17 protein-coding genes and 4 pseudogenes are annotated in these 26,104 nt (G+C 61.5%); 15 read left to right on the top strand and 6 right to left on the bottom strand.

Going from position 1 to position 26,104, the window contains the following annotated elements:
• The first annotated feature begins 5 nt into the window (after positions 1-5).
• From AC1DIH_RS10245 to AC1DIH_RS10200, 10 genes are all read left to right on the top strand, one after another.
• A complete protein-coding gene (locus AC1DIH_RS10245) occupies positions 6-1,304 on the top strand; it encodes a DotU family type VI secretion system protein (protein ID WP_477771575.1) in 1,299 nt (432 codons plus the stop codon).
• Positions 1,301-4,801: a type VI secretion system membrane subunit TssM gene (tssM, locus tag AC1DIH_RS10240; RefSeq protein ID WP_477771574.1), complete on the top strand. Its 3,501-nt coding sequence runs from the start codon at positions 1,301-1,303 to the stop codon at positions 4,799-4,801. Before AC1DIH_RS10245 ends, tssM begins: the two co-directional genes overlap by 4 nt.
• Positions 4,798-5,451, top strand: a complete 654-nt coding sequence (tagF, locus tag AC1DIH_RS10235; RefSeq protein ID WP_477771573.1) for a type VI secretion system-associated protein TagF — start codon at positions 4,798-4,800, stop codon at positions 5,449-5,451. Before tssM ends, tagF begins: the two co-directional genes overlap by 4 nt.
• A complete protein-coding gene (locus AC1DIH_RS10230; RefSeq protein ID WP_477771572.1) occupies positions 5,452-6,183 on the top strand; it encodes a PP2C family protein-serine/threonine phosphatase in 732 nt (243 codons plus the stop codon). It abuts the gene before it with no gap.
• On the top strand, positions 6,180-9,224 hold the full coding sequence (locus AC1DIH_RS10225) for a serine/threonine-protein kinase (RefSeq protein WP_477771571.1): 3,045 nt from the start codon (positions 6,180-6,182) through the stop codon (positions 9,222-9,224). The genes AC1DIH_RS10230 and AC1DIH_RS10225 overlap by 4 nt, the downstream gene beginning before the upstream one ends.
• Complete coding sequence (locus tag AC1DIH_RS10220; RefSeq protein ID WP_477771592.1) at positions 9,224-9,940, top strand: ABC transporter ATP-binding protein; 717 nt, start codon at positions 9,224-9,226, stop codon at positions 9,938-9,940. The genes AC1DIH_RS10225 and AC1DIH_RS10220 overlap by 1 nt, the downstream gene beginning before the upstream one ends.
• A complete protein-coding gene (locus AC1DIH_RS10215) occupies positions 9,940-11,136 on the top strand; it encodes an ABC transporter permease (RefSeq protein ID WP_477771570.1) in 1,197 nt (398 codons plus the stop codon). The genes AC1DIH_RS10220 and AC1DIH_RS10215 overlap by 1 nt, the downstream gene beginning before the upstream one ends.
• A 37-nt stretch (positions 11,137-11,173) precedes the next feature.
• Positions 11,174-12,871 carry a formylglycine-generating enzyme family protein gene (locus tag AC1DIH_RS10210; protein WP_477771591.1) on the top strand — a complete coding sequence of 566 codons (1,698 nt, stop codon included), beginning with the start codon at positions 11,174-11,176 and terminating at the stop codon, positions 12,869-12,871.
• A gap of 84 nt (positions 12,872-12,955) precedes the next feature.
• Complete coding sequence (tagQ, locus tag AC1DIH_RS10205) at positions 12,956-13,885, top strand: type VI secretion system-associated lipoprotein TagQ (RefSeq protein WP_477771569.1); 930 nt, start codon at positions 12,956-12,958, stop codon at positions 13,883-13,885.
• Between the two features lie 616 nt (positions 13,886-14,501).
• On the top strand, positions 14,502-14,720 hold the full coding sequence (locus AC1DIH_RS10200) for a hypothetical protein (RefSeq protein WP_477771568.1): 219 nt from the start codon (positions 14,502-14,504) through the stop codon (positions 14,718-14,720).
• Positions 14,721-14,882: 162 nt separating this feature from the next.
• Here AC1DIH_RS10200 and AC1DIH_RS10195 read toward each other — a convergent pair.
• Positions 14,883-15,089, bottom strand: a pseudogene (locus tag AC1DIH_RS10195) (IS3 family transposase); the annotation flags it as partial.
• Between the two features lie 681 nt (positions 15,090-15,770).
• Between AC1DIH_RS10195 and tssA the strand changes: the two are divergent.
• The 5 genes and pseudogenes from tssA to AC1DIH_RS10170 all read left to right on the top strand — a co-directional run.
• Positions 15,771-17,237: pseudogene (tssA, locus tag AC1DIH_RS10190) on the top strand (type VI secretion system protein TssA); the annotation flags it as partial.
• Positions 17,237-17,500, top strand: a pseudogene (locus tag AC1DIH_RS10185) (type VI secretion system contractile sheath small subunit); the annotation flags it as partial. The pseudogenes tssA and AC1DIH_RS10185, both read left to right, overlap by 1 nt.
• 28 nt (positions 17,501-17,528) lie before the next feature.
• A pseudogene (locus AC1DIH_RS10180) lies at positions 17,529-17,771 on the top strand (type VI secretion system contractile sheath large subunit); the annotation flags it as partial.
• 445 nt (positions 17,772-18,216) lie between these two features.
• Positions 18,217-18,603 (top strand): SCP2 sterol-binding domain-containing protein, encoded by a 387-nt coding sequence (locus AC1DIH_RS10175; RefSeq protein ID WP_427533651.1) that lies wholly within the window; start codon positions 18,217-18,219, stop codon positions 18,601-18,603.
• A gap of 164 nt (positions 18,604-18,767) precedes the next feature.
• Positions 18,768-20,069 (top strand): hypothetical protein, encoded by a 1,302-nt coding sequence (locus tag AC1DIH_RS10170; protein ID WP_477771567.1) that lies wholly within the window; start codon positions 18,768-18,770, stop codon positions 20,067-20,069.
• A 112-nt stretch (positions 20,070-20,181) separates the two neighbouring features.
• Here AC1DIH_RS10170 and AC1DIH_RS10165 read toward each other — a convergent pair whose 3' ends face one another.
• From AC1DIH_RS10165 to exbD, 5 genes are all read right to left on the bottom strand, one after another.
• Positions 20,182-21,582, bottom strand: coding sequence for an HDOD domain-containing protein (locus tag AC1DIH_RS10165; protein ID WP_477771566.1), 1,401 nt, complete (start codon positions 21,580-21,582; stop codon positions 20,182-20,184).
• Positions 21,583-21,660: 78 nt separating this feature from the next.
• Complete coding sequence (gene recG, locus AC1DIH_RS10160; RefSeq protein ID WP_054594659.1) at positions 21,661-23,736, bottom strand: ATP-dependent DNA helicase RecG; 2,076 nt, start codon at positions 23,734-23,736, stop codon at positions 21,661-21,663.
• Positions 23,737-23,745: 9 nt separating this feature from the next.
• A complete protein-coding gene (locus AC1DIH_RS10155) occupies positions 23,746-24,669 on the bottom strand; it encodes a hydrogen peroxide-inducible genes activator (protein ID WP_429538814.1) in 924 nt (307 codons plus the stop codon).
• Between the two features lie 258 nt (positions 24,670-24,927).
• Positions 24,928-25,677, bottom strand: coding sequence for an energy transducer TonB family protein (locus AC1DIH_RS10150; protein ID WP_477771565.1), 750 nt, complete (start codon positions 25,675-25,677; stop codon positions 24,928-24,930).
• Positions 25,674-26,102 carry a TonB system transport protein ExbD gene (gene exbD, locus AC1DIH_RS10145; protein WP_427533642.1) on the bottom strand — a complete coding sequence of 143 codons (429 nt, stop codon included), beginning with the start codon at positions 26,100-26,102 and terminating at the stop codon, positions 25,674-25,676. Before exbD ends, AC1DIH_RS10150 begins: the two co-directional genes overlap by 4 nt.
• Between the last annotated feature and the right edge of the window lie 2 nt (positions 26,103-26,104).

Here is a 26,104-nt window from a genome sequence, read left to right as displayed (position 1 = left end):
CCGCAATGAACAACGACGATCGTACCCAGTTCATGCCGACACCCGGTGGCCGTGGCGCCGACCCGGCCCGCCCGGATCCTGGTCGCGCCCAGTCCGCGCCGCTTTCGATGCCGGCCGCGCCGGTGTTGACCGGTAAAGCGGAAGGTCTCAACCCTCTGGAGAGCGCCGCGGGCCCGCTGCTGGCTTTGATGAGCCGCTTGCGCAACACCATTGCCCACCCGGCGCCGGCGAGCCTGCGGGCGCAATTACTGGCCTACCTGCGCCAGTTCGAGGAACGCGCCGAGGCCGCCGGTGTGGTGCGCAACGATGTGTTGCTGGCCCGTTACGCCCTGTGCACTGCGCTGGATGAAGCGGTGTTGAGTACGCCGTGGGGCGGCAGCAGCGACTGGGGCAAGCAAAGTTTGCTGATCACCGTGCACAACGAAGCCAAGGGCGGCGAGAAGGTGTTCCAGCTCTTGGAGCATTGCCTGCAAAGCCCCCGCGAACGTTTGTATCTGCTGGAGCTGCTGTACCTGTGCATGTGTCTGGGTTTCGAAGGGCGTTATCGGGTCATCAACGACGGTCGCAGCCAACTGGAGGCCTTGCGTGAACGCACCAGTGCGGTTATCCGCAGCGCCCGTGGCGACTATGAGCGTGAACTGTCGCCCCATTGGCGCGGCGTCGCCGTGGCCCGCGACCGGCTGACGCAATTCATGCCGCCCTGGATCGCCGTCGCCATCGGCGTGGCATTGCTGCTGGCACTGCTGTTCGGCCTGCGCTTGAAACTGGCCGCCGATGCCGAGCCGGTGTTTAAAAACATCCATGCCCTGGGCGAGATCCCGGTGCAGGCGATCGACCGCCCGGTGGTGCAACCGAAACTGATCGAGCGCCCCCGCCTGGCGGGCTTCCTTGCCGATGAAATCAAGGCCGGTCGGGTGGCCGTGGAAGATGCCGTTGATCGTTCCGTGGTGACCATCCGTGGCGATGAGCTGTTCGCTTCGGGCAGCGCCAGCATCGTCGACAATTTCCAGCCGCTGATGCTGCGCATCGCCGAGGCCATTCGCATGGTCAAGGGCCAGGTCCGGGTGACCGGGCACAGTGACAATCGCCCGATTGCCACCCTGCGGTTTCCATCGAACTGGGCCTTGTCCGAGGCACGGGCCACTTCGGTGCTGCAAATCCTTTCGGCCAAGACCGGCCAGCCCGAGCGCTTCAGCGCCGAAGGCCGCAGCGACACCGAGCCGCTGGCCTCGAACGCTACGACAGAGGGCCGCGCACGCAATCGTCGGGTCGAAATCACAGTATTGGCGGAGGGGGTCGAGTGAAGGCGTTTTTGAGTTTTATCGTCCGCTGGGTCATTCCGTTGCTGGGGCTGATAGCCCTGAGCCTGATCATCTGGTTTATCGGGCCGCTGCTCGAATTCCTGGTGCCCGAAGGCCGGCGCTGGGCGCTGATCGTTCTGGTGTTCTCGGTGTGGATCGCCTACCGGGTGTTTCGCATCATTCAGGCCCGCCGTCAGGCCGCCGAAGTCATGCGCAGCCTGGCAGCGCAAACCCCACCCGACCCGACCAGCATCGCCACCGCGCAAGAGCTCGAAACCCTGCGCCAGCGCATGGACGAAGCCTTGGCGCTGTTGAAGAAAGCCAAGCTGGGCGGTGATGAGCGTCGCAATCTCTACGAACTCCCTTGGTACGTGATCATCGGCCCGCCGGGTTCGGGCAAGACCACTGCGCTGGTCAATTCCGGGCTGCATTTCCCGTTGGCGGCGCAGTTGGGCGCCGGGGCGGTACGCGGCGTCGGTGGCACGCGCAATTGCGATTGGTGGTTTACCGATCAGGCCGTACTGCTCGACACCGCCGGGCGCTATACCACCCAGGACAGTGATGCGACGGTGGATAAAGCTGCGTGGCTGGGCTTTCTCGGCCTGTTGAAAAAGCAGCGGGCCCGTCGTCCGATCGACGGCGCGTTTATCGCCATCAGCCTTTCCGATCTGCTGCTGGGCAGCGACGCCGAGCGCGCCGCTCATGCCGCCGCGATCCGCCTGCGTATCCAGGAGTTGTACACCCAACTGGGCGTGCGTTTTCCGATCTACCTGATGCTGACCAAACTCGATCTGGTGCCGGGGTTCATGGAGTATTTCGATACCCTGAGCAAGGAAGAGCGGACCCAGGTCTGGGGTATGACCTTTGCCCTGGATGACGGTAAAAGCAATGACAGCCCGCTGGCCCATCTGCAAAGCGAATTCGCCGGCCTGGAACAGCGCCTCAACGATCGTTTGGTGGAGCGTTTGCAACAGGAACGCGACCCGGCGCGGCGCGAGCTGATCTACGGCTTCGCGCAACAGTTCGGCGCGTTGAAGGATTGCCTGCAAAGCTTCCTCGAGGGCGTATTCAAACCCAACGCCTTTGAAGAGCGGGTGCTGTTGCGCGGGGTGTATTTCACCAGCGGCACCCAGGAAGGCAGCCCGATTGACCGGCTGATCGGCTCCATGGCCCAGAGCATGAACCTGGACCGCCAACATCTGGCGCGCCAGAACGGCACCGGGCGCAGTTACTTCATCGAAAAACTCTTCAGCGCCGTGGCTTTTGCCGAGCGTGGGCTGGTGGGGGTGAACCCGAAAGTCGAACGTCGGCGCAAGTGGATCACTCGGGGTGTGCTGGCCTCGACTGTGGCCCTGGTGCTGGTGGTCGGGACCTTGTGGGTGGTCAGCTACCGCGCCAACCAGGCGTATATCGCGCAAGTCGATCAGAAAGTCGTGCCCCTGGGCCAGACCGTGCAAAACCTCAGCCCGGCCCAGCGGGACGTGCTCGCCGTATTGCCGTTGCTCAACGCGGTGAAGCACCTGGCCGGCGATGCGCCGAGCTGGGCCGAAGGCCTGGGCCTGTATCAGGGCGACATGCTGGAAGCCGAGTCCGGCAGCGTCTATCGCAAGTTGTTGATCGCGGTCTTCGCGCCACGCTTGCTCACGCGCATCGAAGAGCAACTGCATGGCGGCGGCAATTCGGACTTCCTTTATGAAGGCTTGAAGGCCTACCTGATGCTCGCCGACAGCGAGCATTACGATGCCGACTTCATCAAGGCGTGGATCGCCCTGGACTGGGACCGCAATCTGCCGCGCGACTTGCCGTCCGAGCAGCGTATGGCCCTGGCGGAGCACTTGCAGGCTCTGTTCGAGCGCCATCCGCCCACTGCACGTCTGGACCCGCGCCTGATCGACGACCTGCGTCGGCAGTTGCAACAACTGCCGGTGGCCCAGCGTGTCTACGACCGGGTCAAGCGGCAGAAACTGCCGGACGGCATCCCGGACTTTCGTATCAGCGAAGCGGCCGGGCGCGATGCGGCGCTGGTGTTCAGCCGCAAGAGCGGCAAGCCGTTGGGCGAACCCTTGAGCGGCTTCTTCACCGCCAAGGGTTATCGCCAAGGGTTTTTGCTCACCAGCCTGAACCAGACCGGCACCCTGGCTGAGGAGCAGTGGGTGCTCGGTCGCGACCAGGCAGAACAGCAGAACGTCGCCAGCCTGGCCGCCGACGTGCGTCGCCTGTATTTCCAGGATTACCAGCGCCAGTGGGACGCCTTGCTGGCGGATATCGACTTCGTGCCGATCACCAGCGTGGCCCAGGCCGCCGATGTGCTGAGGGTGATTTCCGGCCCGACCTCGCCGTTGAAAAAACTGCTGGTGGCGGTGGCGAAGGAAACCGACCTGCAACAGGAAGAACGCCTGCTGGCCGCCAAGGGTGCGCCGGTGGACGGCGGGGTCGACAAGCTCAAGGAGCGCCTGGGCACCTTGCTCGGCCATGAGCAGGCGACGCAAAGCACACCGGTGTCCAGCGAAGATCCCATCACCGCGCATTTTGCTGAACTCAACAGCATCGTCAGCAAAAACGAAGGCGAGCCGGCGGTCATCGACGGCCTGCTGGCCGACATGAATGCGTTGTATGTGCAGGTCAGCGCCATGGTCGGCGCCAGCGGCGACGCCTTGCTTGGCGAAGCCAAGAACCAGGCCGCAGCGGCCGCGACACGGGTCAGCCTCAACGCCGAGCGTCAACCGGCGTTGGTGCAGGGACTGGTCAAGTCGGTGGTCAACTCCACCACCAACACCATGATGGGCGGGGTACGCAATCAACTGAACGCGGCCTGGACCAGCGAAGTGCTGAACATCTATCGCCAGTCCCTGGCCGGGCGTTATCCGATGTCGCCAGGCAGTGCGCGAGACGCGACTCTCGACGACTTCGGCCAGTTCTTCGGCGTGGGCGGGGTGATGGACAACTACTTCCGCAAGTACCTGCAGCCGTATGTGGATACCTCGACCCAGGCCTGGCGCTGGCAACCGGGCGCCGCGCAGAAGCTCGGCATCGCCCCGGGCGTGCTGCAAACCTTCCAGCGGGCAGCGACCATCCGGGATGCATTTTTCCGTTCCGGCGGCACCCAGCCGATGGTGCGCTTCGAACTCAAACCCGTGGCGATGGACGCCAGCATCACCCAGTTTTTACTTGACCTCGATGGCCAGCAACTGAGCTACGACCACGGCCCGAGCCGTCCGACCGCCATGCAATGGCCCAACGCCGGCAGCATCGGCGTGGTGCGGATCTCGATCATGCCGCCCTCGGCCAGTGGTCGGTCGGGCATCACCCTGGATGGACCCTGGGCCTGGTTCCGTCTGTTGGAGCAATCAGACCTGACCGCCGGCAACTCGCCGGATCGCTTCAACCTGCGGCTGCGGGTCGACGGCGCCAGCGCCTCTTACGAGCTGCGGGCCAACAGCGCCTTCAACCCGTTCAAGAGCCGTGTGCTTAGTGGCTTCAGCCTGCCGGAGCGGTTATGAGCACTCCGGGTTTCTATGGAAAGTTGGCCAGTCGCGGAGACTTTGTCAGCCGTGGCTTGCCGCAGAGTTTTATCGGCCCCTGGGATTCGTGGCTGGCGGCGGGTCTGCTCGCCAGCCAGACCAGCCTCGGGGACCGTTGGCTGGACGCCTATCTGGTCAGTCCGCTGTGGCGCTTTATGGTCGGGGCCGGTGTCTGTGGGCCGCAGGCCGCCGTTGGGGTGGTGATGCCGAGCATCGATCGAGTTGGCCGGTATTTTCCGCTGACCGTCGCGGTGCTGCTGGATCACGACGCTGACCCAGCGTCGGTGGTGGGCAGTTCGGATGTCTGGTTTGAACAGGTTGAGCAATTGCTGTTGAGCACGTTGAGCGTGGAGGCGAGCTTCGAAACCTTCGGTGCGGGCCTTACGACACTGGGCAGTCCGGCGTGCCTGCCACGCACGCCAAGCAGCCGTTTTGCCGGCCTGCATCGCTTTGATGCCACCGACCCGAAGGCGCGAATGACCGCGCTTGCCGAACAAGCCTGCGAAGGCGCAAGTCTGTGGTGGGGCCAGGGTTCGGAGCGTATCGCCCCCGCTTTATTGCGGTGTCAGGGTCTGCCTGTAGCCGCCGATTTTGCGCAATTTTTGCTCGGCCAAGAAGGTGTTGTGTAGATGCGTCCAAGCGCTGGAAAGACGTTCAAGTCTGCAAGCAAAAGCCATGTCGGTATGGTCCGCCAGGTGAATGAAGACGCTTGCCTGGACCTGCCGGAAAACGGCCTGTGGGTGGTCGCCGATGGCATGGGCGGGCACGCGGCGGGCGACTACGTCARCAGTCTGATCGTCGACAGCGTGCGCAGCATTGCCGTGGGCCGATCGCTGGACGAATACGCCGCGGCGCTGAAAAACGACCTGCTGCGGGTCAACGCCGCCGTGCGCGAAGAAACCGCCAACCGTGGCGTGACCATGATGGGCAGCACTGTGGTGGTGCTGGCGACGCGTGACTTGCGCGGGGTGTGTCTGTGGGCGGGCGACAGCCGCTTGTATCGCCTGCGTGACGGCCTGCTCGAAGGTATCTCGCGGGACCACAGTTACGTTCAGGATTTGCAGGACAGCGGCTTGCTCAGCGAAGCCGAAGCCCGGGTGCATCCACGGGGCAATATCGTCACCCGCGCCATCGGGGTCGATGCGCAACTGGACTTGGCAATGGTCGAGCTGCTGTTGATGCCCGGCGACAGTTACCTGTTGTGCAGCGACGGGCTGAACAAGACCGTCGAGGACCATGAGATCGCCGAGGTACTGAAACACGACGAGCCCGGAGAAATCGCCAGCAGTCTGGTGTCCCTGAGCCTGATGCGCGGCGCTCCGGACAACATCACCGTCATCGTCGTGAAGGTGCCTTCATGAACCCCACCGTGAACATTCTGATCCCGGGCTACGACATCGACGGTGAGATCGGCGAAGGCGCCATGGCCAGCGTTTACCTGGCGACCCAGCGCTCGCTGGAGCGCAAGGTGGCATTGAAAATCATGGCCGCCGCGCTGGCGGCCGACCCGAGCTTCTGCGAGCGCTTCCTGCGCGAAGGCAAAACCCTGGCGCGCCTGTCTCACCCACATACGGTCACCATCCATGACATCGGCAATGTCGGTGAGCTGTATTACATGGCCATGGAATACCTGCCCAACGGCACGCTCAAGGAGCGCATCGCCGCCGGCCTGACGCCGGAGCAGGGCCTGATCTACATCCGCCAGATCGCCTCGGCCCTGGGCTATGCCCATGGGCTGGGGCTGGTTCATCGCGACGTCAAACCGGCGAACATTCTGTTCCGCGCCGATGGCACGGCGGTGCTCTCGGACTTCGGCATCGCCAAGTCCCTGGACGACCGTACTCAGTTCACCCAGGCCGGTTTCGCCGTCGGCACGCCCAGCTACATGAGCCCGGAACAGGCGCGCGGCCAGGACATTGACGGCCGGGCCGACCTTTATGCCCTGGGCGTGGTGCTCTACGAAATCCTCGTCGGCAAACTGCCGTACACCGGCAACGATGCGCTCTCCACGGCCTTGGCACATTTGACCGAACCCTTGCCGGAACTGCCGCTGCACCACGGTCGTTATCAAGAGGTGCTGCGCCAGCTGTTGGCCAAGGACCCGGCCGAGCGTTTCCCGGATGCGGCGGCACTATTGCGGGCGCTGGATAATCTGCCCGGGGAATCGGTTGAAGCCACCACGATCCGCCCGTTGCCGATTCCGGCGTCGCTGAAGTCGACCGGCGATGACCTGGCGGGATTGACGCCGGTGTCTATCGACATACCCAGCGGCCCTGTGCAGCCGCAACCCCGACCCACGCCCACTCCGCCAACCGTGAAGCCGACGCCGCAGTCCTCGATCTCGGAGCCGCGAAAGGGCTCCATGTTCGCACTCGCTGCCGTCGCGGTGGCCGTGGCGCTGGCCCTGGGCGGCGTGGGTTATTGGTGGCTGGGCCGTGATGCTAAAGTCGATGCCGACGTGAAGCCGCCGCTGGTTTTCGCGCCGCCGACCTCTACACCCCAGGTCAATACGCCGCCCGCCGTGGCGGCGATGGAGGTCGATGGCGGTCAGCGTCCGCTGCTGATGGCCGGCAAAAAAACCTTGTTCCAGCGGGTGCTCAGCAAGCCGGGTGCGACGCTCGCCGGCGAAGCAGGGGGCGCGCCTGGCAAGGCCTTGCCGGCGTTTTCCGTGCTTTACGTCTATCAGCGCAAAGAGGTTGATGGCAGCCCTTGGCTGCGTGTCGGCGCGGCGACCGATGGGCGCAGTGACGGCTGGTTACCGGCCGCGCAGGTCAGCGACTGGAAGCAAAGCCTGGTGCTCAAGTTCACCGAACGCTCCGGCCGTGCGCCGGTGATGTTTCTGCGTCAGGCCGGCGACGTGGAGAAGCTGCTGGCCGACCCGTCAGCGGCAAAAAACCTGCTGCTCAAGACCCAGCAGAACCACGAAGACAATCAACGCGTGTTGGCCCTGGAACCGGCCGCGAGCGCGGTGCCGCAGAACCAGTTTTACCTGTTGCCGATCTTCGATTCGCGCGAGAGTTTCGATGAAAACGGCCAGCCGGTGCAGTTGCTGAACGTGGCGTCCATCGACCCCGGTAATGTTCCGAAGGCTGCCGCCAGCAACACGCCAATCACTACCGCCAACGCCGACGCATTCCGCACCGCCGTGGTACTGGTGGTCGATACCACCGTGTCCATGCAGCCCTACATCGATCAGGTGCGCGAGGTCGTGCACCAGCTGCAAACCCGCATCGCCGAGCGCGGCGAGCAGGACAGCGTCAGCTTCGGCCTGGTGGGGTTTCGCAACAGCATCAAGAAAACACCGGGTCTGGAATACGTCGCTAAAACCTTGATCACCCTGGAACAGGGGCGCGACCCGCAGCGCTTCATGGACTTGGCGCGGCAGGTCAAGGCGACCACGGTCTCGAGCCATTCGTTCAACGAAGATGCGTTTGCCGGTGTGATGGAAGCGGTCGAGGGCATGGATTGGTCCGGTTATGGTGGGCGCTTGATTCTGTTGGTCACCGATGCTGGCGCCCTGCGCAAGAACGACCCGTATGCCTCCACACAAATGAACGAGGCCGAAGTGCGTCAGGCTGCGCTAGGCAAGCAGATCAAAATCTACGCCTTGCACTTGCTCAGCGACGCGGGCAAGAAAACCCATGCCGGTGCGCAAAGCCAATATCGCACCCTGACCGCCGACGCCAACCCGCAGATCGGCGACCTGTACATTCCGGTACCGGGCGCCGATGTGCGCAAGTTGGGTGAGCGGGTGGACGAGATCGGTTCGGTGTTTGCCGACCTGGTGCATCAGGTGCGCAGCAACAAGCCGCAAGCCGTGCCGCTGCTGAGCGCTGCGCCGAGCCTGATCGACAAATCGGCAGCCGTCGGCTACGCGATGCACATGGACTTCCTGGGGCGTAAAGCCGCCAGCCAGGCGCCACAACTGGTCAGCGCCTGGACCGCCGACCGCGACCTGACCAACTCGGCACTGCCGGCGTTCCAGGTGTGCGTGATGCTGACCAAATTGCAGCTCAACGACTTGCAGCAATCGCTGAAACTGATCGTCGATGCCGCCCGCAAGACCCAGACCTCGCCGAAGAATTTCTTCCAGGAAATCGCCAGTGCCAGTGCCTACATGAGCCGCGATCCTTCGGCTTTGCGCAAGGGCGGCAACCTGGCCGATGGCGGGGTTCTGGGTGAGTACCTGGAAGGGCTGCCCTACCGCAGCAAGTCGTTGAGCATGACCCAGGACTTGTGGCTTTCCCTGAGCGTGGCCGAGCAGGAAGACTTTATCGACGAGCTGGATTCGAAAATTCGCCTCTACGAAACCTTCCATAACGACTTGGCCAACTGGGTGCGTTTCGGCGATGCCGAGCCGGGGGATGCCTTGTACCGCGTTCCATTGTCGACGCTGCCGTGATGCTGAACATGAGCGCGGTGCACAAGAGCCGGGGCGCTGGCAGCCAGCGCTACAGCCTGGTGATTCCACGGCTGCAACTGCGTGCCGGTGAACAACTGGCGGTGGTCGGTCCCAGCGGTTGCGGCAAAAGCACGTTGTTGGATTTGCTGGCGCTGGTGCTGGCTCCGGATCAGGCCGGGCAGTTTGATTTTGCGCCCGACCACACCAGGGCAGACATCAGCGGGCTGTGGCGCGCAGATGCGCAAAGCACCTTGGCAGACCTGCGCCGCCGGCACTTGGGCTACGTGCTGCAAACCGGTGGCCTGCTGGATTTTCTGGACGTGCGCGGCAACATCGACCTGTCGCGCAAACTGCTTGGCTTGAAAGACGACGGCAGCGTGGATCGTCTGGCCGGGGCGCTGGATATCGCCGATCAACTGGGCAAAAAACCGGGTGACTTGTCTGTCGGCCAACGGCAACGGGTGAGTTGCGCCCGCGCCCTGGCCCATGGGCCGCGTCTGCTGCTGGCCGATGAACCGACCGCCGCCCTCGATCCGCTGAATGCTGCGCGAGTGATGCAGTTACTGGTGACCCAGGCCCGCGAACACGGCGTGTGCTGCATTGTCGCCACCCACGACGAGTCGCTGGCACGCGCCAGCGGCTTGCAGGTGCGGCGCATCAGTTGTCGTCGCGACGTCGATGGCGGTGTCACCGCCATCCTCGGGGAGGCCAGTTGATGCGCAACACGCTAGTGGCTTCCCTGGCCTGGCAGGATTACCGCAACGATGTGTGGCTGTCGGCCTGTTCGGTACTGGCGTTGGTGGCGGTGGTCGCGCCGCTGCTGGTGCTGTTCGGCTTGAAATTCGGCCTGGTCAGCAGTTTGACCGAACGCCTGGAAAACGACCCGGCCACCCGGGAAATCATCCCCCTGGGTGGCGGCCGGTTCAGTGCCACGTTTATCGCACAGTTGAGCCAGCGCAGTGACGTGGCTTTCGCCTTGCCGCGCACCCGACAGATTGCCGCGACGGCGGATCTGACCGCTGGCGCCGCGACGGTGACCGTCGAAATGATCCCCACCGCCGCCAACGACCCCTTGCTCGGCAGTCTTCCGGTGCCCCAAGGGCTGGATCAGGTACTGCTCAGCCAGACCGCCGCCGAAAAGCTCGGGGCCAAGGCCGGTGATTGGCTGGTGGCCAGTGTCGGCCGGCAGGTGGCCGGTCGTGGCGAAGCGCAACGCACTCGCGTCCAGGTGCTGCACGTTCTGCCGCTGGAAACCTTCGCCCGGGACGGATTGTTCGCGCCCTTGACGTTACTGGAAGCGGCTGAAGATTACCGGGACGGCCGCGCCGTGCCGGCGTTCGGTTGGCCAGGCGATGCGGTGGGCGTGTCGGAGCAGCGGGTGTATCCGGCGTTTCGCCTGTACGCCCGCAGCCTCAAGGATGTCGAGCCGCTGCGCCAGTACTTTGCTGCGCAGAACCTGCTGGTCTCGACCCAGGCCCAGACCATCGCCCAAGTGCAATCGCTGAGCCGCAACCTGTCGATCGTGTTCTGGATCATCGCCGGATTGGCCCTGGCGGGAGCGTTCGCGGCGATTTTTGCCGGCGCGTTGGCGGCGGTCGAGCGCAAGCGCCGAGACTTGTCGGTGTTGCGCCTTCTGGGGTTTTCCACGGCGGCGTTGCTGTTGTTTGTGGTGTTGCAGGCGCTGTACAGCGCCGGCCTTGCCGCCCTATTGAGTGTCGGGCTGTATGGCCTGGCGCAATCGGGCCTGAACCATTTATTTGTGCAGATGCCAGGCGAGTACGCCAGCCATCTGCTGGCGCGCCACTACGCGTTTGCCATCGTGGCCGTGCTCGGCGTCAGCGCCGTGGCAGCGGCGTGTGGTGGCTGGCGAGTGGCGCGTATCCAGGCGTTTGAAGGAATCCGAGATGTATAAGTTACTGGGCGCCGCCGTGGCGCTGAGCCTGGCCAGCATGGGCATGGCTGGTTTGGTGAGTGCCGATGAAAGCGCAGACAAACTGGACAACCCCAAGCCGTTAGCGGATGACGTCAGCCTGCCGCTGCCGTGCGAAGGGCAGATGGTGTTTCGTTACGTCTACATCCTGGCCCAGGGCACTCTGGACGACCGCGAGATCAGCCTCGGCTATCCATTCAGTGAGGACGAGGCCGGTTATCAACAGTCGTTCATCTCCGGTTACCGTCGGGACTTTATCAACGGCCAGTTCACCCTCAAGGATCTGCCCAAGGATTGGGGCAAGACCATCACGCCGTTGATGCCCAAGACAGACAGCAAGACCCCGCTCAAACCGATGCTCTATTTCATCGGCAAATACGAGGTCACCGCCCGCCAATACGCCGAGGTCATGGCCCAGGCGCAATCATTGGCCAGCGGCGAGCCGGCACCGGCCTGCGAGGCCTTGCAAGCCGAGATCCCGCAAGGCATGGCCGGGCGTTTGCCCAAGGTGAAATTGTCGCGATTCGAGGCCGAACGCTTCTCTGCGGTGTACAGCGCCTGGCTGACGAAATACCACAAGGACCTGCTACCGGTGAGTGGTCGCGGCACCTCGGCTGAAGAGGGCGGGCTGGGTTTTGTGCGCTTGCCGACCGAGGTCGAATGGGAATTTGCTGCCCGTGGCGGGCAGGCCGTTAGCCGCCAGGAACTGGAAGGGCGCCTGTTCCCCCGTCGCCTGGAAGGCAGCGAAGGCGACGGGCCGCTGGCGGACTGGGCGGTCTTCAACCAGGTGGCCGGTGGCACTGGCCAGGCAGCGCGGCTGATGCCGATCGGTACCAAACTGCCTAACCCTATCGGCCTGTTCGACGTGATCGGCAACGCCGCCGAGATGGTCCAGGAGTCCTTCCAGCTCGTGCACGCCGGACGTCGCCAAGGCGCCTACGGCGGCTTCGTGGTCAAGGGCGGTAACTACCTGGAAGGCGAGGGCACCTTGTTCACCGGGATGCGCCGTGAGTACCCGCTGTTCGCCGCCGATGGTACCGAGCAAAGCAACGAAACCACCGGGTTCCGGGTCGCGATTGGCGCGTTGTCGGCGCCACGTTCGCGCTACAAGGAACTGTTTACCCAATGGCAGAAAGAAGGTCGGCTGGCTTCGCTGACCGATGCCATCGACGACGCCCAGGACCCGACCAAGCGCCTGGACAGCATCATCTCCGCCAGTATCGACCCGCGCCTGCAAGCCGAGTTGGGGCTGGTCAACGAAGAGCTCAAGCGCAACGTCTCGCTGATCGCCCAGCAGCGCGAGGAAGCGGCCGGCAACCTGATCCAGTCGGCGGCCCTGGTGGCCGAGACCGTCAACAACTACAACATTCGCCTGACCAATTTGCAGAAGAGTCGCCAGCAGGCCGTGGACGCCAAGGACGAGGCCAGCGCCAAGCTGTTCGCCACGGCCATCGACAACGGCCGCAGCGCGCTGGACGGCGCGGTGGCGATCTACATCGACAACCTGGCAACCGGCACGCGCTACACCGATGCCGTGATCCAGGCGCAGCTTCAACGTATCAAGGAAGAGTTGGATCGCAAGCCAGTGCTGGGCAAGAGCCTGGTCACGCGCGCGACGTTATTCGTGCGCCATGTCGGTGATTATCGTCAGCAACGACGCGCCGACCCGGCGACGATATTAAAGGAATTGCTCGCATCGAACGCTCAGCGGTCTTGATCGTTCGTTGTACAGCAAGCTTGGAAGGGACTCAGGCGGCGATGGGCCGTGCTGAGCTGGTCAAACTTAAAAGAGAACACAACTATGCTTTCCTCCCGTAAACCTTTTGCTTCGCTTTCCAAGCGTCATTTGGTGCTGATTGCCGTCGGCTTCAGCACCGTACTGACCGGTTGCGCCACGTCGCCGACCTCCAAGGTTGCCTCGAGCACCAAGGTCGAGTACTACCCCAACTGCTACGAGCCGGTGCAGCACCTGCGTGCCACCGATTCGAACATGACCAAGTCGGTCGTCACCGGCGCGGCCGTCGGCGCTGTCGGCGGTGCACTGCTGGGCGCCCTGACCGATTCCGAGAACCGTGGCCGCAACGCCGCCATCGGTGCAGCGGGCGGTGCCCTGGCGGGCGGCGCGGCCGGTTACTACACCGAGCGTCAGAAGCAGATCGCCGATGACAACCAGCGCATCGCGTCCTATGCCACCGACGTCAGCAAACGCGCCGCCGACATCGACCGCAGCACCGCTTACGCCAAGGCTTCGCAGCAGTGCTACCAGAGCGCGTTCACCAAACTGGTCGCCGACCGCAAGGCCAAGACCGTCAGCGACACCGAAGGCCACAAGCGCCTGGCAGAAATCGTCGCGGGCCTCAAAGAGTCCAACGACCTGATCGTTGCGGTTAACGGCAAAGCCAGCGAAGACCTGAACAACTACACCCAGGCTTACGAAAAAGACCTGCAACAAGTCGGCGTGAAGCGCACCGACGTGGTCACCGTGGCGACCGCCGACACCACACCGGTCGTGACGCCGACCAAGAGCAAAAAAGCAGTGAAAGTGGCGAAAAAACCAGTGCTGCCAACCGTGCCGAAAGAAGCGGTCAGCACCGAGAAAACCCTGCAGACCGCCCAAGCCAAACAGGCTGAAAGCAAGCAGGTCGCCAGTGCCGGCACCACTCAGGTCAACAGCATGTGCAAAAACCCGGACCTGGGCGACTGGGCACCGGTGCCTTGCCCGAATGTTTGATTGAGTTGTTGTAGGCCTTTGATCGTTCCTGCGCTTTGCGCAGGAACGATCTGCACGGGCTACGCCTTGGCGCTATGCGCCGCCATCGTATTTGCACTCCTTGGCAACTTCCATAGGGGATACCGGAACTGACATTTTATTTTTTATATTCGTAAACATTGTTGTATTTGTTATGCCAACGCTAGTGGCAAAAGTTGTGCCGATAGTGCTGATGGTCGCTATCGTGCTTTTCTATTTCCTTCCCGAAAATCCGGTTCGTGCAATGGCCTATAGCGGGCTTACGTTCAGTATGAGCATTTGGGCGCTGGTCACTCGCTTAATAGTGGATCGACAATTGCCCCGGCGGAAAATTTACTCTAATTCATGATCAGGCAGCCAACCCATGTCCGGTAACCACTAACCGATGCCGTCGGTACCAAGGTGATTGACGGTGCTCAGCTGCGACAGCGCTTGAGCGGTGTAAAAAAGATTAATGACGGCACCCAGCGTGAGTGGACGATCAACGATGCGTCTATTTGCCCATGACATTCACTATTTCAATGCCGCCGTGGGATAAAAGTTGGCTGAACGTATTCATCAGTCATACGCCTTATACGCACATGGAGAACTGACAGACATGCTGATACCCAGTGAAATAGAAGGTTACCTGGCCATTGTGGCCGACAATGATTTGTTTGGCAGCCTGGCCATGTTCTGTCTGGTACTGCTCTTGACGGCACTGCATCGGGGCATCCGAGAGTCGCGCCTGCACCGAGCACTGACGTTCATTGCATTAGCGATTGTTGTCGCCATGCACGTCGCGGGTTCCTACTACGGGACTATTAATCCGGCATGAACAAAAACGTCCGCCTGTCCCTGTGCCTGTTTTTCCACGCCCTGGGCTGTGTCATGTTGTTGGCGATTTTGGCGACGCAAGTCATTGAGTTGCGCTGGGAAAGGCGCACCTTCATGCGACGGGCAACACCTGCGAACCCTGTTAAAGGGGCAAACGCGTGATCGACCACCAACGCGTATCGCTGGTTTGCACCGCAATACGGCCTTCGTGTCGACGCGGCACGCCGGGTTGTTTGATCCGGCGTTCAAGCAGCGGGTTGTGATCATGCATAACACGCTTCCCGTTGATCGCGGGTAGCAACTGGGTTTCACGGGCGCGACGCAGTAATCCCCAGACTCGATGGTAGCCATAGCTGGGCAGTTCGCTGACCAGTTTCACTGGTCGTCCCCCGGCTCAAGGTTCTCGCGAACCATGGCCAGTTTTTACTCTGGGCTCCAGCTCCGCCACTCCAGGCCCAAAAGCTCCCCACTCTTATCGTTGCTGTTAGTCATAAACATAACCGTTTGCCTATCCCCTTTCGTAAGGGGGAAACGGTGTCCTGTCTTTCATGGGGCTCGTTCAGTAGGAAAGATCCGGAAGTCAGATCTGAAATTTCCGCTTTCAGAGTGCTCGAGACATTTTTTGAGCTAAACGATTTATTTATCCATATCGGTAATGTTTAAGAATTTTCCTACATTCATAACTTTTCATTTTTGGCATGCTTCACGCCCCATCAGGAGGAAGTCAGTAATAAATGCGGAAATGGCTCTGAGATCTCCAAAGAAAAGGCTCTATTTCGATGGTTTTGGACGGGTTGGTCGTACGATGAAATATTAATCCGACATCTACGATTTCTCCTGATGCATATGTGGAAAATTCCTACGTGCAACAGAGATACATCATCTTGCTGTCTAGTTGGGTGTTTGCCAGTGTGCATCGCAGTGATTGCGATGCGGCCGCGTTTAAAAATGCATGGCTTCAATTAGAAAAGGCTTACGCCGTTTTTATATGCAACCCCGCGCCATTGGAGTCCCAACAGGCGATGACAGTCGTTCTAACTAAAGGCCACGGATGTCCTACTCAAACAAACTTTCTGCCCATTACCTTGAACTCGCAAAAGCCTCTGTTTCCAAAGAGAATTTCGCGGGCGAGGATGTTCGTTTTTCGAGCGAATACGAGGCACTGGAAAGCGAGTTGGGCAAAGCCCAATCCATGCACGAAATCGGTCAGATCGACTGGCTGAAAATCCGCGAAAACAGCGAAAACCTGCTGCGCACCCAGTCCAAGGATTTACGAGTCGGTGCCTGGCTGACCTGGGCCCTGTACCAACGCGAGTCCTTTCAGGGATTGCTGGCCGGCCTCGGACTGCTGCACCACCTGTGCGAGAACCACTGGGCCGAGATTCATCCGAACAAGGCTCGCACCCGCTCCGCCGCCATCAGTTGGCTGGTGCCGCGTCTCGAGCAGGTGCTGAACGAAAACGTCGCGATCAAAGAGCAACTGCCGCTGTTCCGCCGCTTGGTCGAGCACCTGGAAGGTCTCGATGCGGCCTGCACCGAGCACCTGGGCAACGACGCGCCGCTGCTGCTGCCGATCTCCCGCCGCCTGAAAAACATGGTCCAGCGTGCCGCCGACAACCAGCCGGAGCCCGGTGCGGTTGGTGCGGTGGTGGCTCAGGTCAAACAGGCCGCGACCCAGCTGTTCACCCCCGGCGCACCGATCGACAACGAAAAAGAAGCCCACAAGGCCCTGCGCGCGCAGCAGGAAAACGCACGCCCACTGTGCGCCTGGTGGCTGAAACAGAAAGCCACCGACCTGCGCGCCCTGCGCCTGAATCGCACGTTGCTGTGGCTACAGATCGACGCCGTTCCCGAGCGTAACGCCGAGCAAATCACCGCATTGCGCGGGCTGCCGGCCGACAAGCTGAAAATCTACCAAGGCCGCTTCGAGCAAGGGCAATTCGCCGACCTGTTGGTGGAACTGGAGGCGAGCCTGGCCAAGGCGCCGTTCTGGTTCGATGGCCAGCGGCTGGTCTGGGAGTGTTTGCAAGGGCTGAACGCCGAACTGGCCATGCGCGAAGTGGAAGTCCACTTCGCGTTGTTGATTCAGCGCCTGCCGGGCATCGTCGAATTGCGTTACCACGATGGCGCGCCGTTCGCTGATCCGGCCACTCGCGCCTGGATCAGCGCCCACGTGATGCCCCATCTGCAAACCGCCAGCGCGCCGCGCAAGGTCGAAGTCAGCAGCAGCCAACCGGCCTGGGAACTGGCACTCGAAGAAGTCTTGCCGGTGCTGCGCAAGGACGGCCTCAAGGCCGCGGTGCAGATTCTCAAGCAAGGCTTGCAAGCCGCTCACGGCGGGCGCGTGCGGTTCTTCTGGCAGTTCAGCCTGGCGCGGCTGTGCTTCCTGGCCAAGAAATACGAACTGGCCAAGACCCAACTCGAAACCCTCGATTCAGAATTACAGAACTCAGGCTTGCACGCCTGGGAGCCTGATCTTGCGCTGGAAGTGCTGCACCTTCTGCATAGCTGCTGTGAGTTCAGGAAGAGGGCGACACCGAAGAGCTGGCCGTGAAACTGCGCGTCAATTCGATGAAGGACTTCAACCCGGCCAGCCTGGTCGAGCAAGTGCCTGAGCTGAAAAAACTGATGGAACTGCGTGACGCCCTGGTGGCCCTCAAAGGCCCACTGGGTAACGCAYCTGCCTTCCGCAAAGCCATCGAAGGCGTTCTCGCCGACGACGAATCGCGCGGTCGCGTACTGGGTGAGCTGGGCCTGAACGCCGCAGCCCAGGACGCCTGACTCCCCATCAGCCAAGGAAGCCAACACTATGAGCACCAGTGCAGCGCAGCAAAAGAGTAACGAGAACGGCGAATACAGCATTCTCGACAGCATCATCGCCGAAACCCGTCTGACCCCGGACGACGAAGCCTACGACATCGCCAAGCGTGGCGTGTCAGCGTTCATCGAAGAACTGCTCAAGCCGCAGAACAACGGTGAGCCGGTCAAGAAGGCCATGGTCGACCGCATGATCGCCGAGATCGATGCCAAGCTCAGCCGTCAGATGGACGAAAGGCCTCCCATACACAGCCGCCATAACGATTCGCGAGCATAAGAAAACGCTTGATGAATAGCCATCTACGATTGTGTACCAAGCCGGACTTGCACGTCCGTGTCACCGTTTTTTGGTGACAGGGTGAGACTAGCCCCGACTCGCAGGCCGGGCTAGTTACCGAACACCGCTACAACTTGAAGGAAATGTCCGAGGCCAATGGGGGCAGGGATCAAGCCGAGATCGGGTTGTCTGGTTTTACGACCGCTGCGTCCGGATGCGGCCCAGATCGAACGCCGCCTTCGGCAGCTGCTACAAGGGGGATGTGGTGGTCTTTGAAAAGTGTGATTTGGTGGTCATCGTGCTTAAAAAGTGCTTCATCTTCTTCTAACACTGCGCAACGGTGGCGTTCTGGGTTTAAGCCGCTACACTGCGCCAGCGTTCATTTTTCTTTTGGGGCTTGGGCATGAAATTTCGTTTTCTTCTCTGGGTGATGGGCTTGCTGATGCGCAAGGCCAGTCGGACCAATCCGGCGTTTCAGCAGCAGTTGGGTGATAAAGAATTGGTGTTCCAGTTGCAGACGCTGGACGGCAAGGTGGCGCGGCACTTCGTGGTGAAGGATCAGCGCATTACCAGCAAGGCCGGGGTGTATGCCGAGCCGGCGTTTGCGATTGCCTTTAAGGATGCGGCTTACGGCTTTGCCACGATGCAGGCAAAGAACAAGCAGTTGGCGTTCATGACCGGGATTCAGGACAAGTCGATTCAGATCAAGGGCAACCCGGCGCTGGTGATGTGGTTCCAGGGGTTGACCAAGTATTTGAAGCCGAAGAAAAAGTCAGTAACGACTCGTTGAGGATAACGATCGCACCCGTACCCGAGTGGCTCAGCCAGTCGGTTATTTGGCTTTTAAAGACAAGATGACTGTCATTTGTGACAGCTGCTCGTTGCCATCGCTCTGTGCTCCACTGTGGTCGGTGTCTCTTGCAGGCATCCTTTATCACCACAAGGGAATGCGTCATGAATATGAATCAGGAGCAAAAACAAGCAGAGCCAGGGGCTCTTGATCCGGCATTTGGCGGCGGCAGCGGACGTGTAGAGTTGCCTTTTCCGGGTGTGGATGGAACCGGCCCGAGTGCCATTCTGCCTCTTCCCGATAAAAAGTTACTCGTGGCCATGAGTTCAATGGGTTACAACCCGGCCAAGGTGGCGAGGCTGAATGAGAATGGGACGCTCGATAATACATTTGGCTTCGGTGGCGTTGTTGATTTGCCGTTATTGGTGGCGCCGGAGCGGTTTATGCCGAACCATCTATGCCAACTGGACGATGGTGGTTGGCTGGTTTCTGGGGGAGCAGGCTTTGTTAGTTATCCGGCGCGCATGGCCGTTATCAGGCTTCGCAGTAATGGAGAGTTGAATACCGACTTCAACCAAAYTGGCATGCGAATTTTCAATACCGCTGACTTTACGACGTCTGGTGTCAGCGATGACTTGAGTGGTCCGGAAACTACGGCATTTGACGGTATTCCTAAAGTTGTGGTTAAAGCCGCAGTCGCTCAAGATGGAAAAATCATTTTGGTCATCAATCGGGGGGTTGCATATTTGCCGACCGGTATTGTGCTGCGACTTAATCCAAATGGTTCGATGGATACGACTTTTAACCAAACGGGTTTTTTGAATATCGAGATTCCGGGCGTATCGGAGCAGGCTAATCGTCCGCGTGATGTGTTGATTCAGCCTGATGGAAAAGTGCTGGTCTGTGGTGATTACAATTTGAACGAGAGTGGGCACCTTGCAGCGTTTGTCATCCGTTATGACCACAATGGCAAACTGGATGATCAATACGGTAACCGTGGTGTTGCAAGCTTTTCCGGTGACAAGGGACGAGCTTCCTTTTATTCGATGAAACTGGCAACCAATGGCGGAACACTTGTAGCTGGCTTCCTTTACGACAGCAAATTCAGTGGCATGCTTGTTGCCCTTAACCTCAGTGGACGCCTAAGTCCAGATTTCAACAATGGCCAGCCGTTGATTTCTGATTTCATGGAGTTGTCCTGGGCATGGCTCGGGTTTCAGGCGGATGGAAAAATAATGGTTACCGGCTTGGGCTACCGTGCGAGTAGCGAGGAACTCTACTCGATCCTAACGGCACGCTTCCTTCCTGGTGGTTCTCTGGACAGGACTTATGGAGTGGGAGGCTGGAGTATCTTCAAAGGTTATATCTCCAATGACAGCGCATTGACGACAGATAACCGAATCGTTGTTTGTGGATATAATAACTCCCYTCAGGACCGGGGAATCATAGTGCGTTATTTAGGCTGACTGCTGCGAAGTGCTTGTATGAAGCTATGGTCTGGTCCATCAGGCCGAGTTGGATTCTTCGCGGGCAAATCCGCTCCCACAGGGATACTTTAATCCTGTGGGAGCGAGGCTTTTAAGGCTGGGTGAACTGCGACGCCAGTTCGCGTAGCAGGACTTCGGCTTCGAGGACTTTGCTGACGACGTCGTCGGCTTTGTCGCGGGAGAGGCCGAGGCGGTCGAGCAGGGCGTCGGGGATTTCTTCGTCGGGGCCGGAGCCGATGCCACGGCTGCGCAGCAGGCGCACGGCCAGGCAGACGAGGTTCGGGTACTCGGCGTAGTCGCCGTCGTAGCTCGGGTCGTGCTGGAAGCGCAGTGCGGTGGACAGTTCATCCGGCATGTCCCAGTAGCGCATCAGCCACGCGCCGATCTGTTCGCGGCTGATGCCCAGCAGGTGTTGCTCGACAAAGCTGTGGCACAGGTGCGGGTTGACCTCCAGGTGGCGGCAGATCAGCGAGAAGTGCGGCGGAAAGACGTGGGCCAGCAGCAAGTAGCCGAAGTTGTGCAGCAGGCCGGCGAGGTAGGTCAGGCCGGCTTCCGGGCGTTGGGCGCGCGGCATGGCGCGGGTCAGGCCTTCGATGACGGCGGCGGTGTAGATCGATTGGTGCCAGTACGGTGTGGTGTGTTGCGGGTGGTCCTTGGGCAGGCTCAGGGTTTTGCCCAGGGCCAGGCCCAGCGCCAGGTTGATCACCAGATCGAAACCCAGCACGCGGACGATCGCGTCTTCCACTGAACGAATCTTGCCCGGCGAGGCGTAGTACGGCGACGCCGCCCAGCTCACCACTTGCGCGGCCAGCGCCGGGTCGGTTTCGACGACGCCGGTGATGTCGTCGATGGTGGCGTTGGGGTCGACCCGCAGCTTGATGATTTTTTGTGCAGTTTCGGCCAGCGGCGGAATCTCGATGGTCGCTTCCAGGCGTTGCTGGATGCGTCGCGCCGTGAAGGCCTGCACCGCCTGGGTGATTTCCTCGCGGTCATCATCGGGGCGGTCGAGGTTCGGGCGGATGCGGCTCAGGGCTTCGCCGAAGTTCGCGGCGCTGGCCTTGGTCAGCATGCTCTTGAAGTCTTCGCTGGTGATTTCCAGCAGCACGCCCGGCTCGCCCGAGTTGATCAGCAACTGCGGTTCGCGCAGCAGGCTTTCTTCGTACAGGCACGGCGAACTGGTGAGCGCCGGCAGGCCGGGCAGAAAGCTCAGGTTGTGTTTGCCGAGCATGCGCTCCAGGCGTTCGGTCGGCACGGCGGTGAGCCGGCGGCCGGTGAGTTCGGCGAGGCGGTTGAGGTCCAGCAACTGGCTCTGCGGAAACAGCACCATGAGCGCGCCGACAGCGTCGTCGACCAACACCGCTTGCACCTTGCGGGCGGGGTTGAGGCCCGGGCGATCGAGCACTTCGGCGTAGCTGATGCCCAGCTTGCCGAGCAGCATCCGGATAACAGACGGGGCGTGCGGGGCTTCGGGTGCGAGGGCAACTTCGGTCATGGTGTGTGTCCGTTTTCAAACAATTGCAGGAGTATAACCAGCTTGTTTAAAACCATCGCTCAGAAACTGAGACACTGCTCACACTTGGCCGTATTGCTGCCCATGGCGTAGCCAGCGGTCGAGCAACGGGCTGACGTGATGCGGCCAACGCTCCAGCAATGCCTGGGCCGCGTCGCGCACGGCCGGCAACAGGTCAGCGTCGCGCATCAGGTCGGCGACCTTGAATTGCAGCAGGCCGGTCTGGCGGGTGCCGAGCATTTCGCCGGGGCCGCGCAGTTCGAGGTCTTTCTCGGCGATCACAAAACCGTCGTTGGTTTCACGCATGATACCGAGGCGTTGCCGGCCGATCTGCGACAGCGGCGGATGGTAGAGCAGCACGCAGTGACTGGCGGCGCTGCCCCGGCCCACACGACCGCGTAACTGGTGCAGTTGCGCCAGGCCGAGGCGTTCGGGGTTTTCGATGATCATCAGGCTGGCGTTGGGCACGTCGACACCGACTTCGATCACCGTGGTCGCCACCAGCAACTGCAATGCGCCGGCCTTGAACTGGGCCATGACGTCGGCTTTTTCCGCCGGCTTCATGCGCCCGTGAATCAGGCCGACCTTCAACTCGCCGAGGGCGGCGGTGAGGTCTTCATAGGTGGTTTCGGCGGCCTGGCAGGTGAGCTCTTCCGATTCTTCGATCAGCGTGCACACCCAATACGCCTGACGCCCTTCGGCGCAGGCGGCGCGCACTCGCTCGATGACTTCAACCCGGCGCGTGTCGGTGACCAGCACAGTGTTGACCGGGGTTCGACCGGGCGGCAGTTCGTCGAGGATCGAGGTGTCGAGGTCGGCGTAGGCGCTCATGGCCAGGGTGCGGGGGATCGGCGTGGCGGTCATGATCAATTGATGCGGACACATCCGCCCGCCCACGCCTTTCTGCCGCAGCGCCAAGCGTTGCTGGACGCCGAAACGGTGTTGTTCGTCGATGATCACCAGCGCGAGGTTCTTGAACTGCACTTCGTCCTGGAACAACGCGTGAGTGCCGACCACCATCGGTGTGCCGCTGGCGATTTGTTCCAGCGCGGCGACGCGGTTCTTGCCCTTGAGCTTGCCGGCCAGCCAGGCGACTTCCAGACCCAGCGGTTCGAGCCAACGCTTGAAGGTGATGAAGTGCTGTTCGGCGAGGATTTCGGTGGGCGCCATCAGCGCCACCTGATAACCGGCCTCCAGCGCTTGCAAGGCCGCGAGGGCGGCGACCACGGTTTTACCGGCGCCGACGTCGCCTTGAATCAGCCGCAGCATCGGCTCGTGCTGGCTCATGTCGTAGGCGATTTCATTGCCCACCCGTTGCTGCGCGCCGGTCGGCGGGAAGCCGAGGTTGGCCAGGTACTGGGCCGGCAGCCGGGTGGCTTTGGGCATGGCCGGCGCGCGCAGTGCGCGCATGCTTTCACGCAGGCGTTGTTGCGACAGCTGATGGGTCAGCAGTTCTTCGAAGGCCAGACGGTGCTGCGCCCAGTGATGACCGAGGGCGAGTTCGTCGACATCGGCATCGGCGGGCGGGTGATGCAAATAGCGGATCGCGTCGGCCAGCGGCGCCAGTTGGTAGTCCCGCGCCAGTTCTTGCGGCAGCCAGTCAGGCAGGCTGCTGGGGCCGAGCAGGGTCAGGGTTTGCATGCACAGTTGGCGCAGACGCTGTTGGGTCAGGCCTTCGGTGAGCGGGTAGACCGGTGTCAGGGTTTCATCCACCGGCGGCGGTTCGTCGCCGGTGATGGCGCGGTATTCCGGGTGGTAGATTTCCAGCCCCGACGCACCGGGCCGGGCCTCGCCGTAGCAACGCACGCGAGTGCCGCGTTTCAGGCCTTCCTTTTGCGCGTTGCTGAAATGGTAGAAGCGCAGGCTGAGCCCGCCGGTACCGTCCTGCAGGCGCACGACCAGGCTGCGGCGTCGGCCCATCACTACGTCGGCGCCGCTGACGGTGCCTTCGATCACCGCGTCCTGACCCGGCCGCAAGTGGCCGATCGGCACCACACGGGTGCGATCCTGGTAACGCAGCGGCAGGTGGAACAGTACGTCCTGGAGGTTTTCCAGGCCGACCTTGGCGAGTTTTTCGGCCATGGCTTCGCCGACACCCTTGAGTGCCGTGACCGAGACTTGCGACAGCTCAGCCATTACTAATGCTTAACCCGCAACCGCTGGCTGCTTGGCCACCGAGCACAGGCGGATCGAGTCAGCGAGGATTTCAATCGCTTTGGGCCGCGGGAAGCTGGCGCGCCAAGCGATGGCCACGGTGCGGAACGGCACTGGCGGCGACAGTGGACGCACTTCGAGCACGCCGGGCGAGTAGTGGTGACTGTCGACGGCCGAGAGCGGCAGGATCGAGATGCCCAGGCCGGAGGCAACCATGTGCCGAATGGTTTCCAGCGAACTGGATTCGACGGTGGTGTGCTTGGCGCCGTCGTTGCCTTTGGCCAGGGTCGGGCAAGCTTCGAGCACCTGATCGCGGAAGCAATGACCTTCGCCGAGCAGCAGCAGGCTCTTGTCGTTGAGCAGGCTGGCGTCGATGGATTCTTTTTCGGTCCACGGGTGCTGGGCCGGCATCAGGACGTAGAACGGCTCGTCGTAGAGTTGCAGGGTCAGCACGTCGGCTTCGTTGAACGGCAGGGCGATGATGATCGCGTCCAGCTCGCCGTTGCGCAGTTTGTCGCGCAGCACGTGGGTGAAGTTTTCTTCGATGTACAACGGCATCTGCGGGGCAACCCGGTGCAGTTGTGGAATCAGGTGCGGGAACAGGTACGGGCCGACGGTGTAGATCGCGCCGACTTTCAGCGGGGCGGTCAGCTGGTTTTTGCCGGCCTGGGCCAGTTCGCGAATGCCTTGGGCTTGTTCCAGGACTTTCTGGGCCTGGGCGACGATGCCTTCGCCAACCGGGGTCAGGCGCACCGCGCTTTTGCTGCGCTCGAAAATCAGCACACCGAGTTCGTCTTCAAGTTTTTTCACGCCCACCGACAGCGTCGGCTGACTGACGTGGCAACGCTCGGCTGCGTGGCCGAAGTGCTGCTCTTGGGCGAGGGTAACGATGTAGCGTAATTCTGTGAGGGTCATAGCGGGCGTCCATGATGATGCGGCCAAGCATACCGGCTGCAATCGATAGACGCACGTTATCAGACAGAGGGCGGAAAGCGACACTGGGCAATGCCTGTTTGGCGCTGGCAGATATGCAAAAGGCACCTTTCGGTGCCTTTTGATTGCAAAGATCTGTGGGAGCGAGCCTGCTCGCGATAGCTATGGACCAGTCAACATTGATGTTGGATGGACTGCCATCATCGCGAGCAGGCTCGCTCCCACAGGGGGCAACGCGTTTTAACGGCGGCCTTTTTCCAGGGAGTACACAAACGGTGCGACGATTTCGATCGAGCCGTTCTTCAGCATGTCGGCCGGTGGCTTGGGCAGTGGCTGGGCGCGGCGGATCATTTCCAGGGTGGCCCGGTCCAGATCGGCGTTGCCGGAGCGACCGACCAACTCGTAAGACAGCACGTTGCCTTGAGCGTCGACCACGAAGCGCAGACGGTTCAAGCCTTCCTTGCCACGCGATTGAGCAGCCGGCGGGTACTTCTTGTACTTGGCCAGGTGCGCCAGCAGTGTGCCTTGCCAACTTTCCTTGGCCGCAGTCTGCGCTGCCGATGGGCCTGGGGCAGGTTGCGCGGATTTCTCCGTCGGAGTGTTGGTCGGCGGTGTGTCGCTGGGTTTTTCCTCGGCCGGTTTTTCTTTCGGCGGCTCGGGCTTTTTCTCCACCGGCTTGGGCGGTTGAGGCTTGGGCTTGGGTTTGACCGGCTTGGGCACCGAGATCGTCGGCTTTGGCGCTTCCGCCAGTTTCGGCAGTGGCAGTTCTTCGACCGGGGTCGGTGGTTGCGGTGGCGTCACGACCTTGGGCGGTGCCGGTGGTGGCGGTGCCGGAAGCGGCGCCAACTCGACCATCATCGCCATCGGCGGCAGCTCGACGGGCGGTGAGGACTTCCAGTTGAGCGCGAGCAGAATCGCGACCGCATGGACGCCCAGCACCACGACCAGGCTAGCGCCGTAACGCGTCAGCTTTTGGCGCGTCGTGATCATTTCTTGGCTGCCGTCTCAAGTCCGACCAGGCCGACTTTCAGGTAGCCGGCCGCCCGCAGGGCATCCATCACGTGCATCAGGTCGCCGTAGTCCACGCCTTTGTCGGCCTGGAAGAAGATGGTCGTGTCCTTCTTGCCGTGGGTTCGCGCATCGAGGGTTGCGCCGAGGGTTTCGGCGTTGACTTGGTCTTCGCCCAGGTACAGGCGTTGGTCGGCCTTGACGCTGAGGAACACCGGTTTCTCTGGCCGCGGCGCCGGTTTGGCGGTCGAGGCGGGGAGGTCAACCTTGATGTCCACGGTGGCCAGCGGGGCGGCGACCATGAAGATGATCAGCAGCACCAGCATCACGTCGATGAACGGCGTGACGTTGATTTCGTGGTTCTCGGCGAGATCGTCGTCCGCGCCTTCCTTTAAATGCAGGCCCATGG

The sequence above is a fragment of the Pseudomonas sp. 05N36 genome, from assembly GCF_056397385.1.
Note: the sequence above shows the minus strand (reverse complement) of the source record. Positions and strands in the feature narration are given on the sequence as shown.